The 17,757-nt window shown below is 73.6% G+C and carries 17 protein-coding genes; 4 read left to right on the top strand and 13 right to left on the bottom strand.

What is annotated here, in order from left to right; genetic code table 11:
• Positions 1-8 precede the first annotated feature (8 nt).
• The 3 genes from ACXN5W_RS11040 to ACXN5W_RS11030 all read right to left on the bottom strand — a co-directional run bounded on the left by ACXN5W_RS11040 (position 9) and on the right by ACXN5W_RS11030 (position 3,170).
• Positions 9-1,091 carry a DUF4037 domain-containing protein gene (locus ACXN5W_RS11040; RefSeq protein WP_473158111.1) on the bottom strand — a complete coding sequence of 361 codons (1,083 nt, stop codon included), beginning with the start codon at positions 1,089-1,091 and terminating at the stop codon, positions 9-11.
• Positions 1,092-1,188: 97 nt separating this feature from the next.
• On the bottom strand, positions 1,189-1,854 hold the full coding sequence (locus ACXN5W_RS11035; RefSeq protein WP_473158110.1) for a response regulator transcription factor: 666 nt from the start codon (positions 1,852-1,854) through the stop codon (positions 1,189-1,191).
• Positions 1,827-3,170 carry a sensor histidine kinase gene (locus tag ACXN5W_RS11030; RefSeq protein WP_473158109.1) on the bottom strand — a complete coding sequence of 448 codons (1,344 nt, stop codon included), beginning with the start codon at positions 3,168-3,170 and terminating at the stop codon, positions 1,827-1,829. The genes ACXN5W_RS11035 and ACXN5W_RS11030 overlap by 28 nt, the downstream gene beginning before the upstream one ends.
• 186 nt (positions 3,171-3,356) lie before the next feature.
• On the opposite strand from ACXN5W_RS11030, the gene ACXN5W_RS11025 reads away from it, so the two are divergent.
• Positions 3,357-4,277: a 5'-3' exonuclease gene (locus ACXN5W_RS11025; RefSeq protein WP_473158108.1), complete on the top strand. Its 921-nt coding sequence runs from the start codon at positions 3,357-3,359 to the stop codon at positions 4,275-4,277.
• Positions 4,278-4,398: 121 nt separating this feature from the next.
• Here the strand turns inward: ACXN5W_RS11025 and ACXN5W_RS11020 are convergent, their stop codons facing one another.
• Positions 4,399-5,271, bottom strand: a complete 873-nt coding sequence (locus tag ACXN5W_RS11020; RefSeq protein ID WP_473158107.1) for an MHYT domain-containing protein — start codon at positions 5,269-5,271, stop codon at positions 4,399-4,401.
• Positions 5,272-5,355: 84 nt separating this feature from the next.
• Positions 5,356-8,124, bottom strand: coding sequence for a DEAD/DEAH box helicase (locus ACXN5W_RS11015; protein WP_473158106.1), 2,769 nt, complete (start codon positions 8,122-8,124; stop codon positions 5,356-5,358).
• Between the two features lie 86 nt (positions 8,125-8,210).
• Between ACXN5W_RS11015 and ACXN5W_RS11010 the strand changes: the two genes are divergently transcribed.
• The gene (locus ACXN5W_RS11010) at positions 8,211-8,978 is read left to right on the top strand and encodes an HAD family hydrolase (RefSeq protein ID WP_473158105.1); all 768 of its coding nucleotides are present in this window, start codon (positions 8,211-8,213) and stop codon (positions 8,976-8,978) included.
• A 66-nt stretch (positions 8,979-9,044) separates the two neighbouring features.
• Here the strand turns inward: ACXN5W_RS11010 and ACXN5W_RS11005 are convergent, their stop codons facing one another.
• Positions 9,045-9,905, bottom strand: coding sequence for a helix-turn-helix transcriptional regulator (locus tag ACXN5W_RS11005; RefSeq protein WP_473158104.1), 861 nt, complete (start codon positions 9,903-9,905; stop codon positions 9,045-9,047).
• Positions 9,906-9,954: 49 nt separating this feature from the next.
• Between ACXN5W_RS11005 and ACXN5W_RS11000 the strand changes: the two genes are divergently transcribed.
• Positions 9,955-10,362 (top strand): cupin domain-containing protein, encoded by a 408-nt coding sequence (locus ACXN5W_RS11000; protein WP_473158103.1) that lies wholly within the window; start codon positions 9,955-9,957, stop codon positions 10,360-10,362.
• Positions 10,363-10,502: 140 nt separating this feature from the next.
• On the opposite strand, the gene ACXN5W_RS10995 is transcribed toward ACXN5W_RS11000, so the two are convergent.
• Complete coding sequence (locus tag ACXN5W_RS10995; protein WP_473158102.1) at positions 10,503-11,726, bottom strand: serine hydrolase domain-containing protein; 1,224 nt, start codon at positions 11,724-11,726, stop codon at positions 10,503-10,505.
• A gap of 137 nt (positions 11,727-11,863) precedes the next feature.
• Here ACXN5W_RS10995 and ACXN5W_RS10990 point away from each other — a divergent pair, with 137 nt between their 5' ends.
• Positions 11,864-12,475, top strand: coding sequence for a TetR/AcrR family transcriptional regulator (locus tag ACXN5W_RS10990; protein WP_473158101.1), 612 nt, complete (start codon positions 11,864-11,866; stop codon positions 12,473-12,475).
• Positions 12,476-12,641: 166 nt separating this feature from the next.
• Here ACXN5W_RS10990 and ACXN5W_RS10985 read toward each other — a convergent pair whose 3' ends face one another.
• The 6 genes from ACXN5W_RS10985 to ACXN5W_RS10960 form a co-directional block, all read right to left on the bottom strand.
• Positions 12,642-13,586: a diacylglycerol kinase gene (locus tag ACXN5W_RS10985; protein WP_473158100.1), complete on the bottom strand. Its 945-nt coding sequence runs from the start codon at positions 13,584-13,586 to the stop codon at positions 12,642-12,644.
• Positions 13,587-13,789: 203 nt separating this feature from the next.
• On the bottom strand, positions 13,790-14,740 hold the full coding sequence (tatC, locus tag ACXN5W_RS10980) for a twin-arginine translocase subunit TatC (RefSeq protein WP_473158099.1): 951 nt from the start codon (positions 14,738-14,740) through the stop codon (positions 13,790-13,792).
• 20 nt (positions 14,741-14,760) lie between these two features.
• Positions 14,761-15,123, bottom strand: coding sequence for a Sec-independent protein translocase subunit TatA (gene tatA / locus ACXN5W_RS10975; RefSeq protein WP_473158098.1), 363 nt, complete (start codon positions 15,121-15,123; stop codon positions 14,761-14,763).
• Positions 15,124-15,376: 253 nt separating this feature from the next.
• Positions 15,377-15,625, bottom strand: coding sequence for a hypothetical protein (locus ACXN5W_RS10970; protein WP_473158097.1), 249 nt, complete (start codon positions 15,623-15,625; stop codon positions 15,377-15,379).
• 10 nt (positions 15,626-15,635) lie between these two features.
• Positions 15,636-16,670: a helix-turn-helix transcriptional regulator gene (locus ACXN5W_RS10965; protein ID WP_473158096.1), complete on the bottom strand. Its 1,035-nt coding sequence runs from the start codon at positions 16,668-16,670 to the stop codon at positions 15,636-15,638.
• Entirely contained in the window at positions 16,667-17,728 is a 1,062-nt protein-coding gene (locus ACXN5W_RS10960) for a helix-turn-helix transcriptional regulator (RefSeq protein WP_473158095.1), read from the bottom strand. Before ACXN5W_RS10960 ends, ACXN5W_RS10965 begins: the two co-directional genes overlap by 4 nt.
• Between the last annotated feature and the right edge of the window lie 29 nt (positions 17,729-17,757).

Genomic DNA, 17,757 nt, shown 5'->3' with positions numbered 1-17,757 from the left:
CCTTCCTTTCAGTCGGGGAGGACGGCGTGGATGACCCGGCGGGCCCGGGCCGGGTGGGTGGTGACGTCGGTGCTGTCCACGAACTGGTCGATCGCGCCGACCAGCGGCCGGGAGCGCAGGGCCGGGTCCGTGATCGCCGCCCGCAGCGCGGTGGCGAACCGGTCGGCCCGCAGCACCTGGAACGGCCGGGTGTGGAAGGGCCGTACCGCCGGGTCCTGCGCCGTCGACAGCCCGAGCGCGTTGGTCCGCTCCGCCGCCAGGGTGAGGGCCGCGCCCAGCGACCGTTCCCGGCGGGGCCAGTCGGCGGCCCGGACCGCGCCGGTCAACGCCGCCACCGCCGGCGCCGCACCGGGCAGCCGGGCGAACTGGCTGCCCAACCACTTGCCGTACGGCGGGTAACGGCGCTCCAGCAGCAGGAACAGCCGCATCAGGTCCCGGACGACCCGGGCCGTCAGCACGGTACTGCCCAACTCGTCTCCCACCTCGGCGCACCGGCCGACCAGGTGCTCCTCCTGGCCGATCCGGGTCCACTGGGCGGCCAGCACGTACCGCCAGACGTCGTCGGGATACCAGGCCAACGCCGACCTGGCCCGGGTGAGCGCGGCGCCGGGCAGGCCGTCGTGGAACACCTCGCCGCCGGTGACCTCGGCCAACCGCTGGGTCGGCGTCGCCAACCAGTCCTCGGTACCCACCCCGGACCGGGGGTCGAAGCCGAGCGCGGCCACCAGCCAGCCGCCCAGTTCGCCGACCCGCACGCCGTGCCGGTCACCGCCGGCGGACAGCACCCCGAGCCCGGCGTCGGGGTCGCCGGCGAACCGGGTGGGCAGGCCGAGGAAGTCGGCGGGCAGCGCGGCGCCCACCGTGGCCTCCACCACCGGCGCCAGGGCGGCGTCGGCGGGGCCGAGGTAGAGCTGGAGCCGCGGACCCCAGTCGTGGTCCATGGACCGGGCCGTGTCCAGCCCGAGCAGCTCGGAGCCGGAGTCCAGCCGGGCCGCCGCGTACGCCAACCCGGGGAACCGGTCCCGCACGATCGGGCCCACCACCTCGGCGTGGAACCGGCGGCACAGTTCGAGCCCGGGGACGAAGACCATGGGTCCAGGGTGCCCGAAGCGGGCACCGTCACGCCGCGCATTTACGCCGGCCCCCGTACGCTGGCGCGGAGGAAGCAACGGGCGACGACCGGCCCGGTCAGCGGTCGGTGCCGCGCAGGTACGCCAGCACCGCGCGTACCCGGCGGTTGGTGTCGTCGCTGGCCGGCAGGTCGAGCTTGGCCAGGATGTTGCCGATGTGCTTTCCGACGGCGCCCTCGGACAGGAACAGCCGGCCGGCGATCGCCGAGTTCGACCAGCCCTCGGCGATCAGCCCAAGCACCTCCCGCTCCCGCTCGGACAGCTGCGCCAGCGGGTCCCGCCGACGGCGTACCAGCTGCCGGACCACCTCGGGATCGACCACCGTGCCACCGGCCAGCACCCGGCGCAGCGCCTCGACGAACTCGGCGACGTCCACCACCCGGTCCTTGAGCAGGTAGCCGATCCGCCGGCCGTCGCCCGAGTCGAGCAGCTCGGCCGCGTACCGTGGCTCGACGTACTGGCTCAGTGCCACGACGGCCAGACCGGGATCGGCGGCGCGCAACCCCGCCGCGACCCGCAGGCCCTCGTCGGTGAAACCCGGCGGCATCCGCACGTCGGTGAGGACCAGATCCGGCCGGTACGCGGTCACCGCGTCCCGCAGGCCGTCGGCGTCCCCGACCGCGGCCAGCACCTGGAAGCCGAACCGCTCCAGCAACCCCACCAGTCCCTCGCGGAGCAGCACCGCGTCCTCGGCGATCACGACCCGGGGCGACTCGGCCGGCACGGCAGCTCCACTCTGACGACGGTCGGCCCACCGACCGGGCTGGACAGGTACATTGTGCCGCCGGCCGCGGCGGCCCGGTCGGCCAGGCCGGTCAGCCCGGTGCCCCGCTCCGGGTCCGCGCCGCCCCGCCCGTCGTCGGCGACCTCCACCACCAGGTCGCCCCGTTCCCGGGTCACGGTGACGGTGCCGCCCGTGGCGCCGGCGTGCTTGGCCACGTTCGCCAGCGCCTCGGCGGCCACGAAGTACGCGGTGGCCTCCACCGGTGCCGGCAACCTGGGCAGTTCGGCCCGGACCGTCACCGGCACCGGGGACCGCGCCGCCAGCTCGGCCAGCGCCGCCGGCAGGCCCAGGTCGGTCAGCACGTGCGGGTGGATGCCCCGGATCAGCCCCCGCAGGTCGGCCATCAGCGCCTTGGCCTCGTCGTGCGCCCGGGACACGGCCGCGCCCGCCGGGGAGTCCGCGGCCAGGTCCAGCCGGGCCAGCCCGAGTTGCAGCGTGAGACTGACCAACCGCTGCTGGGCACCGTCGTGCAGGTCCCGCTCGATCCGCCGCCGTTCGGCCTCGAAGGCGTCCGCCAGCCGGGCCCGGGACCGGGACACCGCCACCAGCTCGGTCCGCAGCCGCTGTTCGGGACCACCGCCGAGCAGGGCCCGGGCCAGCCAGGCGTATCCGCCGGCGAGCAGGGCCACCAGGTAGCCCAGCGCGGCCAGCAGCAGCACCCCGGCCGCCGCCACCGGCAGCGCCGCCACCGGCGAGTCGACGGTGGTGGGGCCGGCCGCGATCGGCCCCGCACCGACCGCCACCAGCACCGGGCTGGCGACGAACCCGACCGCCAGCACCGCGCCGAGCACCGGCAACGCGCCCAGCGCGGGCCCCAGCACCGTCAGCACCAGCAGGTACGCCAGCTCCCGCCAGGTGGCCGGCTCGGCGTACCGGGTGCGCAGCCACGACCAGGACCCCGGTGCCGGTGGCCGGACATGATCGGCGGCCAGGAGTCGGGGGTCCACCAGCCGTAGGCGGCGCCGTTCGACGATGGCCGCCGGCACGGCCAGCAGCGGCCCGGCCGTCGCCACCAGCACCGCGCCGAGCACGACCAGCAGGACCAGCCAGCCGAGCACGGTCAGGCCGTGCCGGGACGGGCCCAGCTGGGTGGCCGCGGCCACGGCCAGCAGCCACGGCGTCGCGACGAGCGCCACCGGGCCACCCACCACACCGGCCACCACCGGACCGCTGAGCAGGTACGCCAGGCAGCGCCAGGGCCAGGGTCCGAGCAGGAACCGGGGTTGGCGTACGGCGTGCAACGCGGGTATCAACACACCGCCGACGCTATCGGCGGTCCGACCTCGACCCCAGCCGTCCAGCCTCCGTACCGGGGTGGAGCTGGCCCCACCCCGGCCACCCGTCCGGCCCGCCGTCCCACGGGCGGACCGACGGCCCGGCCCCGGCGGCGCCGGCAGCCCTGGTGGGCACCGGCTGTCGGACCGCTGTGCGAGGCTGTTCCGGTGACCCAGCGACCTCCCCTGCTGCTCGTGGATTCGGCCAGCCTCTACTTCCGGGCCTTCTTCGGCGTTCCCGAGTCGGCGGCGCGGGCCGCGGACGGCAGCTCGGTGAACGCCGTGCGCGGCTTCCTCGACATGCTCGCCACGCTGATCCGCACCCGCCGTCCCGACCGGCTGGTCTGCGCGCTCGACAACGACTGGCGGCCGGCCTGGCGGGTGGAGCTGCTGCCGTCGTACAAGGCGCACCGGGTGGCCCCGGCCGGCGGCGAGGTGGTGCCGGACACTCTGAGCCCGCAGGTGCCGCTGATCCTGACCGCGCTGGAGCTGGTCGGCATCCCGGCGCTCGGCGCCGACGGGTACGAGGCCGACGACGTGCTCGGCACGCTGGCCACCACCCAACCCGCCCCGGTCGAGGTGGTGTCCGGCGACCGGGACCTGTTCCAGTTGGTGGACGACGACCGGCCGGTACGGCTGCTGTACTGCGGCCGGGGCGTCGCCAAGCTCGACGACTGCGACGGCCCGGCGGTGCGGGCCAGGTATGGCGTACCGCCGGCGGGCTACGCCGACTTCGCGGCGCTGCGCGGCGACCCCAGCGACGGGCTGCCCGGGGTGCCCGGGGTGGGCGAGAAGACGGCGGCCCGGCTGATCGACCGGTACGGCGACCTGGCCGGGATCCTGGCCGCGCTCGACGACCCGGGGTCCGGTTTCGCACCCGGGCTGCGGACGAAGCTGGTGGCGGCCCGTGACTACCTGGCGGTGGCCCCCACCGTCGTGCGGGTGGCCCGGGACGTGCCGCTGCCCGACCTTGACCCGACGCTGCCCCGGGTGCCGGCCGACCCGGACGGACTGCTGGCGTTCGCCGACAAGTGGAACGTCGCCGGGCCGTGCCGCCGGCTGGTGGACGCCCTCGCCGAGCGCCCCTGACCCGCGCCGTTCGGCGGCGGGCACGAGCCGATCGGGCCCGTCCTGCCGCAACCGCCGGCCCCGCTCGGGCCGGACCCGACCGGTCGGGACGGAGTCCGACCGGCGGCCGGGGCCGCCGAGGTCAGCGGCCGAATCCGTCCCAGCCGTCCGGACGGGGCTGCTGCGGGACGGCCGACCGGGCGCGCAGTCCCACCGGGTCGACGTCGACCGGTTCGGTGGGTCGGTCGGTTCGGGCGGTCTGCCGGGCGTCCAGGTACGCCAGGCCGGCGCGGTCCTCCTCGGTCGGCGTCGCCATCAGCGCGTACGCCAGCCCCACCGCCACCACGATGACCGCCATCATGATCGGTACCAGCAGGGTGCTGACGGTGGCGCCCGAGGTCACGAGCCCCGGCCGGGGCCGCACCGACACCGCGCTCATCCCGGTGTAGTGCATCCCGTTCACCGCGACGCCCATCACCAGGGCCGATCCGATGATCGCCGCCGGCCGGCGTACGGTGATCGCCAGCCACAGCGCGGCGGTGGCCGCGACGACCGCGATGACCAGCGAGAGCGCCACCCGGCGCCGGTCGTAGGAGATGTCACCGCTCAGCCGCATCGCGGCCATCCCGGTGTAGTGCATGGCCGCCACCCCGAGCCCGGTCACCAGGCCGCTGATCAGCACCCGGGGGGCGCCGCCACGCCCGGCGACCAGGGCCAGGCCGATGGCCACCGCGACGACCGCGAGCACCGCGCTCGCCACGGTGAGACCGACGTCGTACCGGATCGCCAGACCACTGACGCCGAAGCCGAGCATCGCCATGAAGTGCATCGACCAGATGGCGGTGCCACCGATGGCGAACGACGCCAGAGCCAGCCACCAGGTCCGCTGACCGGCGGAACGCGCGACCCGCACCCGGATGGCGCAGGTGAGGCCCAGCAGCGAACCGAGGACGGAGAGGGCGTAGCTGAGCGCCGGTGTGATCCAGCCGTACGCGAAATGATGGATGTGTGCCATGCCGCCTCCCGGGACGCTCACCGGAGCGACGCGATGGCGTCCGGCTGTCCCGTCTACGGGACAGCGGCAATCCTAAACGATCGATCAGCTTAGCTGGTGATAGGCCAGTACCCCCCGGTTGACGGCGGCCATCGCCGCCTTCGCCGTGGACCGCAACTCGGCGCCGGCCCCGCTGGCGTCGGCCAGTTGCCCCAACAGATCCAGCACCTGCCGGGCCCACCGGACGAAGTCCCCGGCCGGCATCTCGCCGTCCAGGCCGTGCCCGCTGGCCAGCACCTTCGCCAGCGGCTCACCCCGGGCCCACCGGTAGATCGGCCAGACGAATCCCAGGTCGGGCTCCCGGGTCGTCTCCAGCCCCCGGGCCGCCTCGTCGGCCTCCAGCGCCGACCAGAGCGTCAGCGTCGCCCCCACCGCGTCGGCGACCGGTCCGCGCGGCGCGGACGCGGCCTCGTCGGTCTCCCGCCGGGCCTCGAACACCAGCACCGACACCGCGGCGGCCAGCTCCGCCGGGGCCAGCCCGTCCCAGATCCGGCGACGCACGCACTCCGCGACCAGCAGGTCGGTCTCGGTCCAGATCCGGGCCAGCATCCGGCCGGCGTCGGTCACCTCGCCACCGGCCGTCAGGTAACCCCGGGCGACAAGCAGGTCGCAGATCCGGTCGAAGGTCCGGGCCAACGAGCCGGTCCGGCTGGCCACCCGGCGCCGCAACTCGGTGGTGTCCCGCTCCAGCCGCCAGCGCCGCTCGGCCCACCGCGCGTGCTCCTCCCGGTCGGGACAGGCGTGGCAGGGATGCCGACGCAGCTGGCCACGCAACTCGGTGAGCTGATGGTCCTCGCCACCGGCGCGGGACCGACCGCCGCGCCGACCCCCGTGTCGGGGCAGCCCGGTGCCGCTGACCGCCGCCGCGAGGTCCCGGCGGGCCGCCGGGGAACGGTGGTTGAAGTGCTTCGGCACCCGCACCCGGGCCAGCACCTCGGCCGGCGAGGTGAAGTCGGCCGGGGTGACCCGGCCAGCCCACCGGTCCTGGGTCAGCACCAGCGGGCGGGGTTCGCCGAACCCTCCCGCCCCGGGGTCGAGGACCACGGCCAGCCCGGCCCGGCGCCCGGAGGGCACCCGGATGACGTCACCGACCCGCAGCCGCTCCAGGGACCGGACGGCCGCCGCCTTCCGCTGGCTCTGCCCCTCCCGGGCCAGGGCCCGCTCCCGGTCGGCGATGGCGACCCGCAGGGCGAAGTACTCCGTGAAGTCACCGTGCTCGCATTCGGCCTCGACGTCGTACGCCTCGATCGTCTCGGCGTTGCGCTGCACCTGACGGGCCAGGCCGACCACCGAACGGTCCGCCTGGAACTGCGCGAACGACGCCTCCAGCAGCTCCCGCGCGGGATCGACACCGACCGACCCGACCAGGTTCACCGCCATGTTGTACGAGGGCCGGAAGCTGGACCGCAGCGGGTAGGTGCGGGTGGACGCCAGCCCCGCGACCTGGCGGGGATCCACCTCCGGCGACCAGACGACGACCGCGTGCCCCTCCACGTCGATGCCGCGCCGCCCGGCCCGGCCGGTGAGCTGGGTGTACTCCCCCGGGGTCAGGTCGACGTGCGCCTCACCGTTGAACTTGACCAGCCGCTCCAGCACCACGCACCGGGCCGGCATGTTGATGCCCAGCGCCAGCGTCTCGGTGGCGAACACGGCCTTGACCAGCCCGCGCACGAACAGCTCCTCGACCACCTCCTTGAACGCGGGCAGCATCCCGGCGTGGTGGGCGGCCAACCCGCGTTCCAGCCCGTCGAGCCAGTCCCAGTAGCCCAGCACCGACAGGTCCTCGCCGGGAATGGTGGTGATCCGCCGCTCGACCACCTGGCGGATCTCGACCCGCTCGTCGGGCGTGGTCAACCGCAGCCCCGCCGCCAGGCACTGCTGCACGGCCGCGTCGCAGCCGGCCCGGCTGAAGATGAACAGGATCGCCGGCAGCAGCCCCTCACGGTCGAGCCGTTCCACGATGTCGGGGCGCAGCGGCCCACGCCAGCGCGGGCCGCGCCGGGTCAACCCGCCGCGCGGGTCGGCCAGCTCAAGCCGGCGCGCCGTCTCCCGGGTGTAGCGCAACAGCTCCGGGTGTACGTCGTGCTTGCGCGCCGCGTCCGCGTCGTGGAACAGGTCGAACATCCGCTTGCCGACCAGCATGTGCTGCCACAGCGGCACCGGGCGGTGCTCACTGACCACCACCTCGGTCTCGCCGCGCACGGTGACCAGCCAGTCGGCGAATTCCTCCGCGTTGGACACGGTGGCCGACAGCGAGACCAGGGTCACCGACTCGGGCAGGTGGATGATCACCTCTTCCCACACCCCGCCGCGGAACCGGTCGGCCAGGTAGTGGACCTCGTCCATCACCACGTACGCCAGGCCGTCCAGGGTCGCCGAGCCGGCGTAGAGCATGTTGCGGAGCACCTCGGTGGTCATCACCACCACCGGGGCGTCGCCGTTGATCGCGTTGTCGCCGGTGAGCAGCCCGACCCGCTCGACGCCGTACCGTCGGACCAGATCGTGGTACTTCTGGTTCGACAGCGCCTTGATCGGCGTCGTGTAGAAGCACTTGCGCGGGCCGCCACCCGATTCGGCGGTCGCGCCGGCGCGCAGCGCCAGGTGGACGGCGAACTCGCCGACGACCGTCTTGCCGGCGCCGGTGGGGGCGCAGACCAGCACCCCGCTGCCCCGCTCCAGGGCCTGGCACGCCGACCGCTGGAAGTCGTCGAGATCGAACCCGAGATCGAGGGTGAAGTCCGCGAGCGCGGGATAGGAATGCTGATAGGCGGCCCTGCGGCGCGCCGCGGCGTACCGCTCGGCGGGGCTCGACATGACCTCCAGGTTAATGCGTGCCTGCGACGATTACCGGGCGAGGGCGTCCAGCAGCCGGGTCGGACCCGGTCGGTAGGGTGCAGCCCGTGCCGGAACAGCCCGAACCGCCCTCCCAGCGCAGCGACCGCGATACCGTCCGCGACCCGCAACCACCGCCGCCCAGGCGGTCGGTCGAGGCCGTGCTGTTCGACTTCCACGGCACCCTGGCCCAGGTCGAGGACCCGGTCGGCTGGGTACAGGCCGCCGCCGGCGACCTCGGCGTCGAACTGGACCGGATGCGCGCCACCGTGCTGTCGGACCGGCTGGTCACCGCCGGGCGTCCCGGAGGCCCGCTGCCGCACCGGGTACCGCCGCACCTCGCGGACGTGTGGGCCGACCGCGACCTCTACGAGCACGCCCACCGGGCCGCCTACACCGGTCTGCTGGACACTGTCGACACCGGCATCGAAGGGCTGGCCGATGCCCTCTACGACCGCCTGCTCGATCCGCGGGGCTGGCTGCCGTACGCCGACACCCATGACACGCTCCGGGCGCTGCGCGCCGCCCGGGTGCCGGTCGCGCTGGTCAGCAACATCGGATTCGACCTCCGGCCGCTGTTCACGGCCTGGGGCCTGACCGACCTGATCGACGCCTTCGTGCTGAGCTACGAGGTCGGCCGCTGCAAGCCCGACCCGGCGATCTTCCTACGCGCCTGCGGCCTGCTCGGCACCGAACCCGAGCGGACGCTGATGGTCGGTGACACGCCGACCGACGCCGGCGCGGTGGCCGCCGGCTGCCCGGTCCTGGTGCTGCCGGCGGCCGGCCCGGGAGCCGCCAACGGGCTCAGCACCGTCCTCGACCTCATCGCCCGCTGATCGGCGTGCTGAGCGGTGTAAGGAAGGGCACCTTGTTATCGCTTTCCGCCTAGGAAGGGCCCCCTGTTAACCGCCGAGGCGGACAGCGCCCGAGGCCGCGTACCGGGCCGGCGGGACCGCCACGTGCCGCTTGAAGTGCCGGGTCAGGTGAGCCTGGTCGTGGAAACCGACGGCGGCGGCGACCCCGGCGGGTGGATTCCCGGCCAGGAGGAGTTTCCGGGCCCGATCCACCCGCGACCCGGTGAGATAGGCATACGGGGTGATGCCGAACTCCCGCCGGAAACTGCGGACGAGGTGTGGGACCGTCCGGTCCAGTTGCACGGCGACGTCGGCAAGTCTGATCCGCTCGGACAGCCGCCCGTCGAGTAGCTCGCGCAGCCGGTGAGCGATCGTCGACTCCGGTTCCGGCACCGTGGTCGGGCCGGGGCGCAGGTGCCGACGTAGCCGCTCGGCGATCATGGCAAGCCGGGTCTCGATGTCGAGTTCGCCCGGCCGGACTCCGGCGCCGGTACGGGCCGGCGCGGGACCGATCGCGGTGAGCCGGTCGTGCAACCGGCTGAGCGCGTCGCGCAGCGCCCGGTCCCGCAGGGTGGATCCGTCGACGGCCGGGCCAACCAGCTCGTCCGGCAGAAAATCCCGATCGAGGTACAACTCGCGCTTGCGGAACCGGCCGAACCGCTCGGCCGGATACCCGTTGTGGACGACGCCGGGCGGCAGGACGAGGACGGTGTCTTCGATCGCGCCGTAGTGGCGGGTGTCCAGGTCGTACCGGATCGCACCGTCGTCGACGAGCAGCACCGCCCAGGTGTCGTGGCAGTGCCGAGGGTACCGGTACCCGCTGATGTCCGCGTGGAACACCTCGGCGATCCGGGGCACCGGGGGTCGCCACGCCGTTATCCGGCAGGTGCCGGAAAAGCCCTCGCCCACCTCAAGAACGTACAAGATTGACCGGCCGGGTCCGCCGATGATTACCGGCATGACCACTGGACCCGACACCACCCGGCCCGTCAACCTGACCGCCGCGCTCGCCTCGTTCGACGCCGTCTACAGCCCGCGCATCGTGACCCGGGTGAACGACTACGACGTGCGGATCGCGCACGTTCGAGGCGAGCACGTCTGGCACGCTCACCGGGACACCGACGAGTTCTTCCTGGTCCTGCAGGGGCGGTTCGACATCGCCCTGCGGGACGCCGAGGGCGTGGAGAGCACGGTGGAACTGACCGCCGGTGACGTCTTCGTGGTGCCCAGGGGGACCGAGCACCGGCCCTCGTCGCCGGGCGGCTCGATCCTGATGTTCGAGCCGACCGGCACCCTGTCGACCGGTGACGGCCCTGGGAAGATCCCGGCCCACGTGGACAGCACCACCGGCCACGCACTGGCGTAGTCGCGTACGGCCGTCCCCGTGGGTGTCGAGGCGGCCGCATCGGTTCGCGGCACCGCACGTTCCGGGCGTCGGACGACCAGACCGGGCGGGGAGCCGGCCTGGTCGTCCGACGCTCACGGCCCGGCCACCGTAGCTGACGCTCAGTCGTCGATTGCCTGGTAGAGCGTCGTCCAGAAATCGAGGAACGCCCGCGTCGAGTCCCAGGTGGTGGCCCCCACCTGGGTGCAGAGGATGCCGATCAACCCGTTCTCCGGGTCGGCGTAGGTCGAGGTGCCGCTCCCGCCGTCCCAGCCGAACTGACCGACCGCCGCGTAGTCGCCGCGGTAGGTGCGCACGGCCATCCCGAAACCCCAACCGCCGTGCTGTCCCTGGCCGAACGACACGTGGACGTTGTCGCGGGCCAGGGCGGTGCGGGCGGCCGTCTGTTCGGGCGTGAGCCGGTTGGTGGTCATCAGCTCGACGGCGGGCCGGGACAGGATCCGCTCGCCCTCGTGCAGGCCGTGGTTGAGCAGCATCCGGAAGTACGCGTGGTAGTCGTCGACCGTGGACACCAGCCCACCGCCGCCGCCCTCGAACGCCGGGGGTGCGCTCCACCGGCCGCCGGCGGACTCATCCCAGACGAGGAACTCGCCGGTCTGCGGGTCGGGAGCGTAGAGGGCCGGCAACCGGTCGATCTTGTCGGTGGGTACGTGGAAAGCGGTGTCCCTCATACCGAGCGGTTCGAAGACGCGCTCGCGCAGGAAGGTCCCGAACGACTGGCCGGTGACCCGCGAGACGAGCACCCCGAGCAGGTCGCTGCCGAGCTGGTACTGCCACCGCTCGCCAGGTTGGTGCATCAGCGGAAGCGTGCCGAGGCGGCGCATCCACTCGTCCTGCTCGGGCATCGGTTCCGGCAGGTTCGGCGTGAGGCCCCGCTCGAAGACCGCGTTCATGATCGGGGTGCCGATCACCGTCATGTCCATGCCGAGCCCGAACGTGGAGGTCAGCACGTCCCGCACGGTGATCGGCCGGCGGGCCGGCACCGTGTCGTCCAGCGGTCCGTCGATCCGGGTCAGCACCCGCCGGTCGGCCAGTTCCGGCAGCCACGGCAGCACCGGATCATCCAGCCGCAGCCGGCACTCGTCGAGCAGGACCATGGCCGCGGCGATCGAGACCGGCTTGGAGGTCGAGGCCATCCGGAAGATGGTGTCCCGCCGCATCGGCGCACCGCCGTCATGGCGCATCGTCCCGATCGTCTCGACCTGTGTCTCGGCACCGCGACTGACCAGGGCCACAAGCCCGGGTATCCGTCCCGATTCGACATGCCGGTCAAGCACGTCGCGGACTCTGCGCAGTCCTGATTTGGAAAAGCCGCCTGATCCCATGATCGTCTCCCTCGCCGGGGTGGTGGATGCGAGTCGCTACACGCTACGTGTCGTTTAGGCACGCTGCGGCGACACGCTACGTGCCGTATATCCAGGGTGTCAACACGGCACGTACCGTTTCCTGTTAATCTTCGGTCATGCCCGCATCTCCCAACCCGCTGCGCCGCAACGAAGCCAGCCGCCGGGCCATCCTCGACGCGGCGCTGCAACTGTGCGCCGAACTCGGCTACCGACGACTCACGATCGAAGCCATCGCGGCCCGCGCCGGCGTCAGCAAGAAGACGATCTACCGGTGGTGGCCGTCCAAGGGCGCGGTCGTGTTGGAGGCCGTCGACGACGTGGCGACCGCCGTCGCCGAGCACCCGAACACCGGCGACCTCGCGGCCGACCTGCACGACCAGCTCACCGCCGTCATCGGCCTGCTCACACCCACGAAGACCTCAGCCGTCGCGGGACTCATCGCCGAAGGGCTCCAGGACGATGAGCTGGCACACGACCTGCGGGAACGGCTCATCCGGCCGCGCATCGACGAGTTCAAGAAGCGGCTGCGCCAAGCCCAGCGCGACGGACAGTTGCCGTCCGACGCCGACCTCGACGTGGCCCTCAACCTGATCTACGGACCCATCTACCACCGGCTCGTCTACCACCTCGGCATGCCCGGCCCCGACGAGCTGCGCACGCTGGTGGCACACGCCCTCCGCGCATTCGGCCCAGCATCCACCACCACCGCCGGTCAGGCACGGCCGTAGCAGCGTCGGCGGGTGGTGCCGGGGCCGGCTCCCGACGAGGGCGGTCAGGCAGCGGCGGGGGCGGTCAGGCAGCGGCGTGGACCAAGGGCAGCGGCGTGGTGGACCGAGGGCAGCCAAGCCTGAAGGGCGGGGCGGGGGGCGGAAGGGTGCCGCCGGTCCCGGCGGATCAACGTAGCAGGCGGACCGCTCCCGGTACGGCTGTGACGGTGATCGGCAACGGCGCGCTCCGCTCCCCGTCGGCGTACGTGGTGATGCCCTCGGCCACCAGCTCCACGGTGCGGGCCCGGTAGCTGGTCACCAGCGGATGGTCCACGTGGGTGCCCTGGTAGATCCGTGGCTTGACCCGGATCAACTCGGTCCGGCTGAGCAGGCCGCCGACCACCACGTCGAGCAGGCCGTCGGCCGGGTCGGCGGCCGGGCAGATCCGCATGCCGCCGCCGTAGCTGGGACAGTTCCCGACCGCCACCAGCACCGCGTCCACGACCAGTTCCCGGCCGTCCAGCCGCAGCGTGTAACGGCGGGGACGCAGCCGGGCCAGCTCGACGAGAATCGCCAGATCGTACCGGCGGCGACCGCGCGGCCAGCGCATCCGATTGGCCTTCTCGTTCACGATGGCGTCGAATCCGGCGGCGAGGACCGCGCCGTACCATCCGCTCGTGCCGTCGGCCGCGGTGAGCCGCGCCAGGTCGACCGGCCGGGTGCGGCCGGCGGTGACGGCCGTGGCGATGGCGTCGGCGGCGGCGCGCGGATCGACCGGGAAGCCGGTGTCGGCGGCGAAGTCGTTGCCGGTGCCGGCCGGCACCGGGCCGAACCCGACCGGGGTGCCGGCGACCGCCTGGAGGGCCTGGTGGACGGTCCCGTCGCCGCCCACGGCGACCAGCGCGGCGATCCCGTCGGCCACCGCCGCGTGGCAGGCCGCGCGGCTGCCGGCGGCGCTGTCCGCGGTCAGCAGCCGGACCGCCCGGCCGGTGCCGGCCAGCCGGTCGAGGACCGCCGGCAGGAGGTCGCGGTACCGGCCCCGCCCGGCCGCCGGGTTGGCCAGCACGGCCACCGGACCGTCGGCCAGGCCGGCCGCGAGGGCCGGCTGCGGCTGGTGATCGTCTGCGGTCACGGCGAGCACGGTACCGGCCGGGACGGCCGCCCCGCACCCGCGCCCCGACGGGCCGCTCGGCTCCACCCCTCTCGGGGTTAAAAGGGGGCCCTTCCTATACCGAAAGCGATAACAAGGTGCCCTTCCTTACACGACATCGGCGCCATCCCGGCGGTGTGCTGGGATGGCGCCGATGCCCGGCGCGGGGAGGAGCGCCTGGTTGTTCAGGTCATGTCGTCGTAGTCGCGGTCGACCGGCCGGGGCGGCGCCACCGGCTCGGGGGGTGCGACCGGGGTGATCGCCTCGACCCGCTCCCCCGCCTCGACGGGCTCGTCGTCGAGGGCGAGCGGCGAGATCTCGTCGTCGCCGACGCCCGCGTACATCTCCCGGCCCCGGCCCCGACGCTTGTCGTTGACCCAGGCCACGGCCACCGCCACGAAATACAGCACGGACAGCGCGCTGGCCAGCAGCGTCATGCCGAACGGACCCGGGTCCGGCGTCGCGATGGCGGCGAAGGCGAACGCGATGAAGATGACCGCCCGCCACCAGCTGAGCAGCCGACGGGCGGTCGCCAACCCGGAGAAGTTCAGCATGAGCAGGATCAGCGGGAACTCGAACGCCACCCCGAACAGCATGATCATGTTGGTGACGAACGAGATGTACCGGGTGACCTCCAGCTGGGTCGACGTCCCGGTGACGCCCGAGTTCAGCAGGAACTCCAGGCCCTTGCGAACCACGAAGTAGGCCAGCACGGCGCCACTGGCGAACAGCGGCGCGGCGATCGCCACGAAGGCGTACGCCCACCGCCGCTCGTGACGGTGCAGGCCCGGAGCGATGAAGGCCCAGAGCTGGAACAGCCACACCGGAGCCCCGACGACCAGCCCGACCCACAGCGCGAGCTTGAGCCTGAGCACGAACCCGTCGGTGGGGCTGAGCTGCAGGAAATTCGCGCACTTGCCGTTGACCGTCATCCCGGGCAGCTCGCAGTAGGGCTGCCTGAGCAGGTCGAAGACCCACTGGGAGAGGAGGAAGCCGACGATCAGCCCCAGGGCGACCCCGAGGGACGCCTTGAACAGCCGGCTACGAAGCTCGCGGATGTGCTCGACCAGCGTCATCGAGCCGTCGGAGGCCCGCTCGAAGCTGCTCGGGCCGCGTTTACGGAGCGCGAAGGCCACGGTGCTCGGACCTCAGCGGGTCAGTTGTCGCGAACCCGCTGCACCGGGTCGACCACCGGTGGCTGGGGGGCGGGCGGCGGCTGCTGCGCGTACTGCTGCTGCGGCGCGGCCGGCGGCTGCTGGTACGGAGCCTGCGGAGCGTACCCGGGCTGGCCCTGGTACGGCTGCTGCTGCGCGTTGGGCGGCAACGGCTGGTAACCGGCCTGCGCCTCGGCCTTCTCGGCCAGGTCGTTGTCGTCGTCGACGAGGCCCTTGGTCTCGGCCTTGATGATTCGCATCGATCGGCCGAGCGAGCGGGCCGCGTCGGGAAGCCGCTTCGCGCCGAAGAGCAGGATCAGCACGACCACGAAGATGGCGATGTGCCACGGCCTGAGGGCACCCATGGAAAGCTCCAGTCGGTCTACGGTGATTTAGCAGCGCGTCCTGACCATCGTACGTGCGTGCGCGTCCGATGCCAGTAGCTGGGCCCAAGGTGAGATTTCACCCGGTCGGTGCAGTCTTGACCAGCCGGGCGGACTCGTCAACCCGCCACGTGTCGGTCCGGCTGCGGGTTGAGGTCACCGCGGACGCCCGAGCGGACCAACCGCCAGGTGACCGTGGTCGTGCGACGCCGGGCCGGCCGCCAGCCGGCGGCCGTCACCGACCGCTGGCCGCCTTGATCACCGTGATCCGCCGCTGCGCCTCGCCGGCCTGGACGGCCAGCCCCTCCAGCCCGTGCTGGAGCCGCAGGGCAGCCTCGCGGAGCCCCTCGACCTCGTCCTGCCGCCGCCTCAGCCGCTCCGCGGCCCGGTGCAGGGGCCCGAGGCGGGCCAGCACCGACCGGACGGCCAGGGCGAGGACCACGAGGGCGAACACGACCACCGCGAGCACGATCCAGAACACCACGGCGGCCAGCCTACGGCCTCCCGGCCGACTGCGCCGGGTCGGCCGCGGCCACCGGCATGGCGTACGCGTCGAGCGCCGCGGCGGCCGCGTCCCGCACCGCCAGGGCCAACTCGGGCGGGCCCACCACCGTGACGTCGGTGCCCAGCCCCAGGACGAACCGGCGGGCCCAGCCCAGATCGGTCACCCGCAGGTCGACCAGCCAGTCCTCGCCGGCGGCACCGATCCCCCGGCGTACCGACTCGCAGGGGTAGTACTCGGTGATCCACCGGGCGCCGCGACCCACCCGCAGGGTGACCAGGGGCAGCTCGGGGGACGGCCGGAAGATGCCGGCGCTGAGGTCCACCGGCTGCGCCTGCGGCGGCGCCTGCGCCGGCTCGGCCAGCTCGGTGAGGGCGTCGATCCGGTCCGCCCGGAACAGCCGGACCGCCTCGGCCCGACGACACCACGCCTCCAGGTAGCCCCGGCCGCCGACCATCAGCACCCGCAGCGGGTCGATGGTGCGTTCGGTGGTCTCGTCCCGGGCGGCCGTGTAGTACGTGATCCGCAGTGCCCGGCCGCGCTGGACGGCGCCACGCAACGCCTCCAGCCGCTCGTCGTCGCCGGGCAGCCGGACCGCCACGGGGGCGCCGGCGAACTCACCGGCCGCCGACTCGATCTTGGCGAGGGCCCGCTCGATGGCGTCCCGGTTCGCCATGCCGGGGGTCTCCACCAGCATCCGCAACGCCACCAGCAGCGCCAACGCCTCGTCCGGGGTCAGCCGCAACGGCCGGTCGATGCCGGCGTCGTAGGTGATCGTCACCCGGTCGCCGTCGAACGCCATGTCGATCAGGTCGCCCGGCCCGTACCCGGGCAGGCCGCACACCCAGAGCAGCTCAAGGTCCTCGCGGAGCTGCCGTTCGGTCACCCCGAGGTCCGCGGCCGCCTCGGCCACCGCGATACCCGGTCGGGACAGCAGGTACGGAACGAGGTTGAGCAGCCGGGCCAGCCGGTCCGCCGAGGCCCGGGAACCGGACCGGGTCCCACCGGCGCGGGGGGTGGGGTTCATGCCCGCACCCCGGTGTCCGCGATCACCGGGCCGACCAGTCCCGCCCGCGCGTCCCGGTCGCCGGCGGCGACCTCCGCGGCGGCGAACTCGTCGTGCCGGGTCACCGCCTCCTTGAGTCGCTGGATGACCGCTTCCCGGACCTCCGGCGGCTCCAGCACCCGCACGTCCGGCCCGTAGCCGACGAGGGCGTCGGCCAGCCAGTCGGCGTCGCCGTACGGCAGGACCAGCCGGTCCCCCGCGGCGTCCGGCACGACCTCCCGGGCCCATCGGCGCAGCCCGGCGGCCCGGCCCGGCCGGACCAGCACGGTCGCCCGGCCGGTCCGCTCGACCGGTCCGGACCAGCGGGCCACGTGGCTGATCAGGTCGACCCCGGTCGGCGGCTCGTAGGCGCCCGGCGGACCCAGACCGCGCACCGTGCCCACGATCCGGGACAGCCGGAAGCACCGCGCGGCAGCCCGGTCCAGGTCGTGACCGACCACGTACCACCGGCCCCGCCAGCACACCACCCCCCACGGTTGCAGGCGGCGGCTGGTCGAGGCGTCATCGTCGGGGGTGCGGTAGTCGAAGGCGACCACCCGCCGCTCGCGGGCGGCGGCGGTCAGCGGCGCGAACGCGGGATCCGCGGTCACCACCGGTTCCAGGCCCAGGGTGGCCTGCGGGTCCACGTCGATGCCGGCCGCGCGCAGCTTCGCCAGCCCGGACGACGCCGCGGCGGCCAGGCCGGCGTGTTGCCACAGCCGTGCCGCGATGCCCACGGCGGCGGCCTCGTCGGGCTCCAGCAGGATCTCCGGCAGCGCGTACTCCCGGTGCGCGATGCGGTAGCCCGGCTCGGCGTCGAAGGCGCTGGCCGTGCCGGTCTCCAGCGGTACACCCAGTTCCCGCAGCTCAGCCTTGTCCCGCTCGAACTTGCGCTGGAACGCCTCGTGGTCGCGGGCGTCCTCCGGATCGTGCTCGTAGCCGGGCACGGTGGCGGCGATCTGCGCCGCTGTCAGGAACCGCCGGGTGGACAGCAGACAGATCACCAGGTTGACCAGGCGTTCGGTACGGGTCCGGGACACCTGGGCAACGCTAGCAGCGTCCGGCCGGA

This window comes from Plantactinospora sp. A48 (assembly GCF_055793945.1).
The sequence above is the reverse complement of the archived record's forward strand: the minus strand, read 5'-3'. Positions and strand labels throughout refer to the sequence as shown.

Coding starts and splice junctions, on each gene's coding strand:
- ACXN5W_RS10990 (WP_473158101.1), top strand. CDS start 11,864: ATGCCCGCATCTCCCAACCCGCTGCGCCGCAACGAAGCCAGCCGCCGG.
- ACXN5W_RS11020 (WP_473158107.1), bottom strand. CDS start 5,271: ATGGCACACATCCATCATTTCGCGTACGGCTGGATCACACCGGCGCTC.
- ACXN5W_RS10995 (WP_473158102.1), bottom strand. CDS start 11,726: ATGGGATCAGGCGGCTTTTCCAAATCAGGACTGCGCAGAGTCCGCGAC.
- tatA (WP_473158098.1), bottom strand. CDS start 15,123: ATGGGTGCCCTCAGGCCGTGGCACATCGCCATCTTCGTGGTCGTGCTG.
- ACXN5W_RS11000 (WP_473158103.1), top strand. CDS start 9,955: ATGACCACTGGACCCGACACCACCCGGCCCGTCAACCTGACCGCCGCG.
- ACXN5W_RS11015 (WP_473158106.1), bottom strand. CDS start 8,124: ATGTCGAGCCCCGCCGAGCGGTACGCCGCGGCGCGCCGCAGGGCCGCC.
- ACXN5W_RS10965 (WP_473158096.1), bottom strand. CDS start 16,670: ATGAACCCCACCCCCCGCGCCGGTGGGACCCGGTCCGGTTCCCGGGCC.
- ACXN5W_RS11040 (WP_473158111.1), bottom strand. CDS start 1,091: ATGGTCTTCGTCCCCGGGCTCGAACTGTGCCGCCGGTTCCACGCCGAG.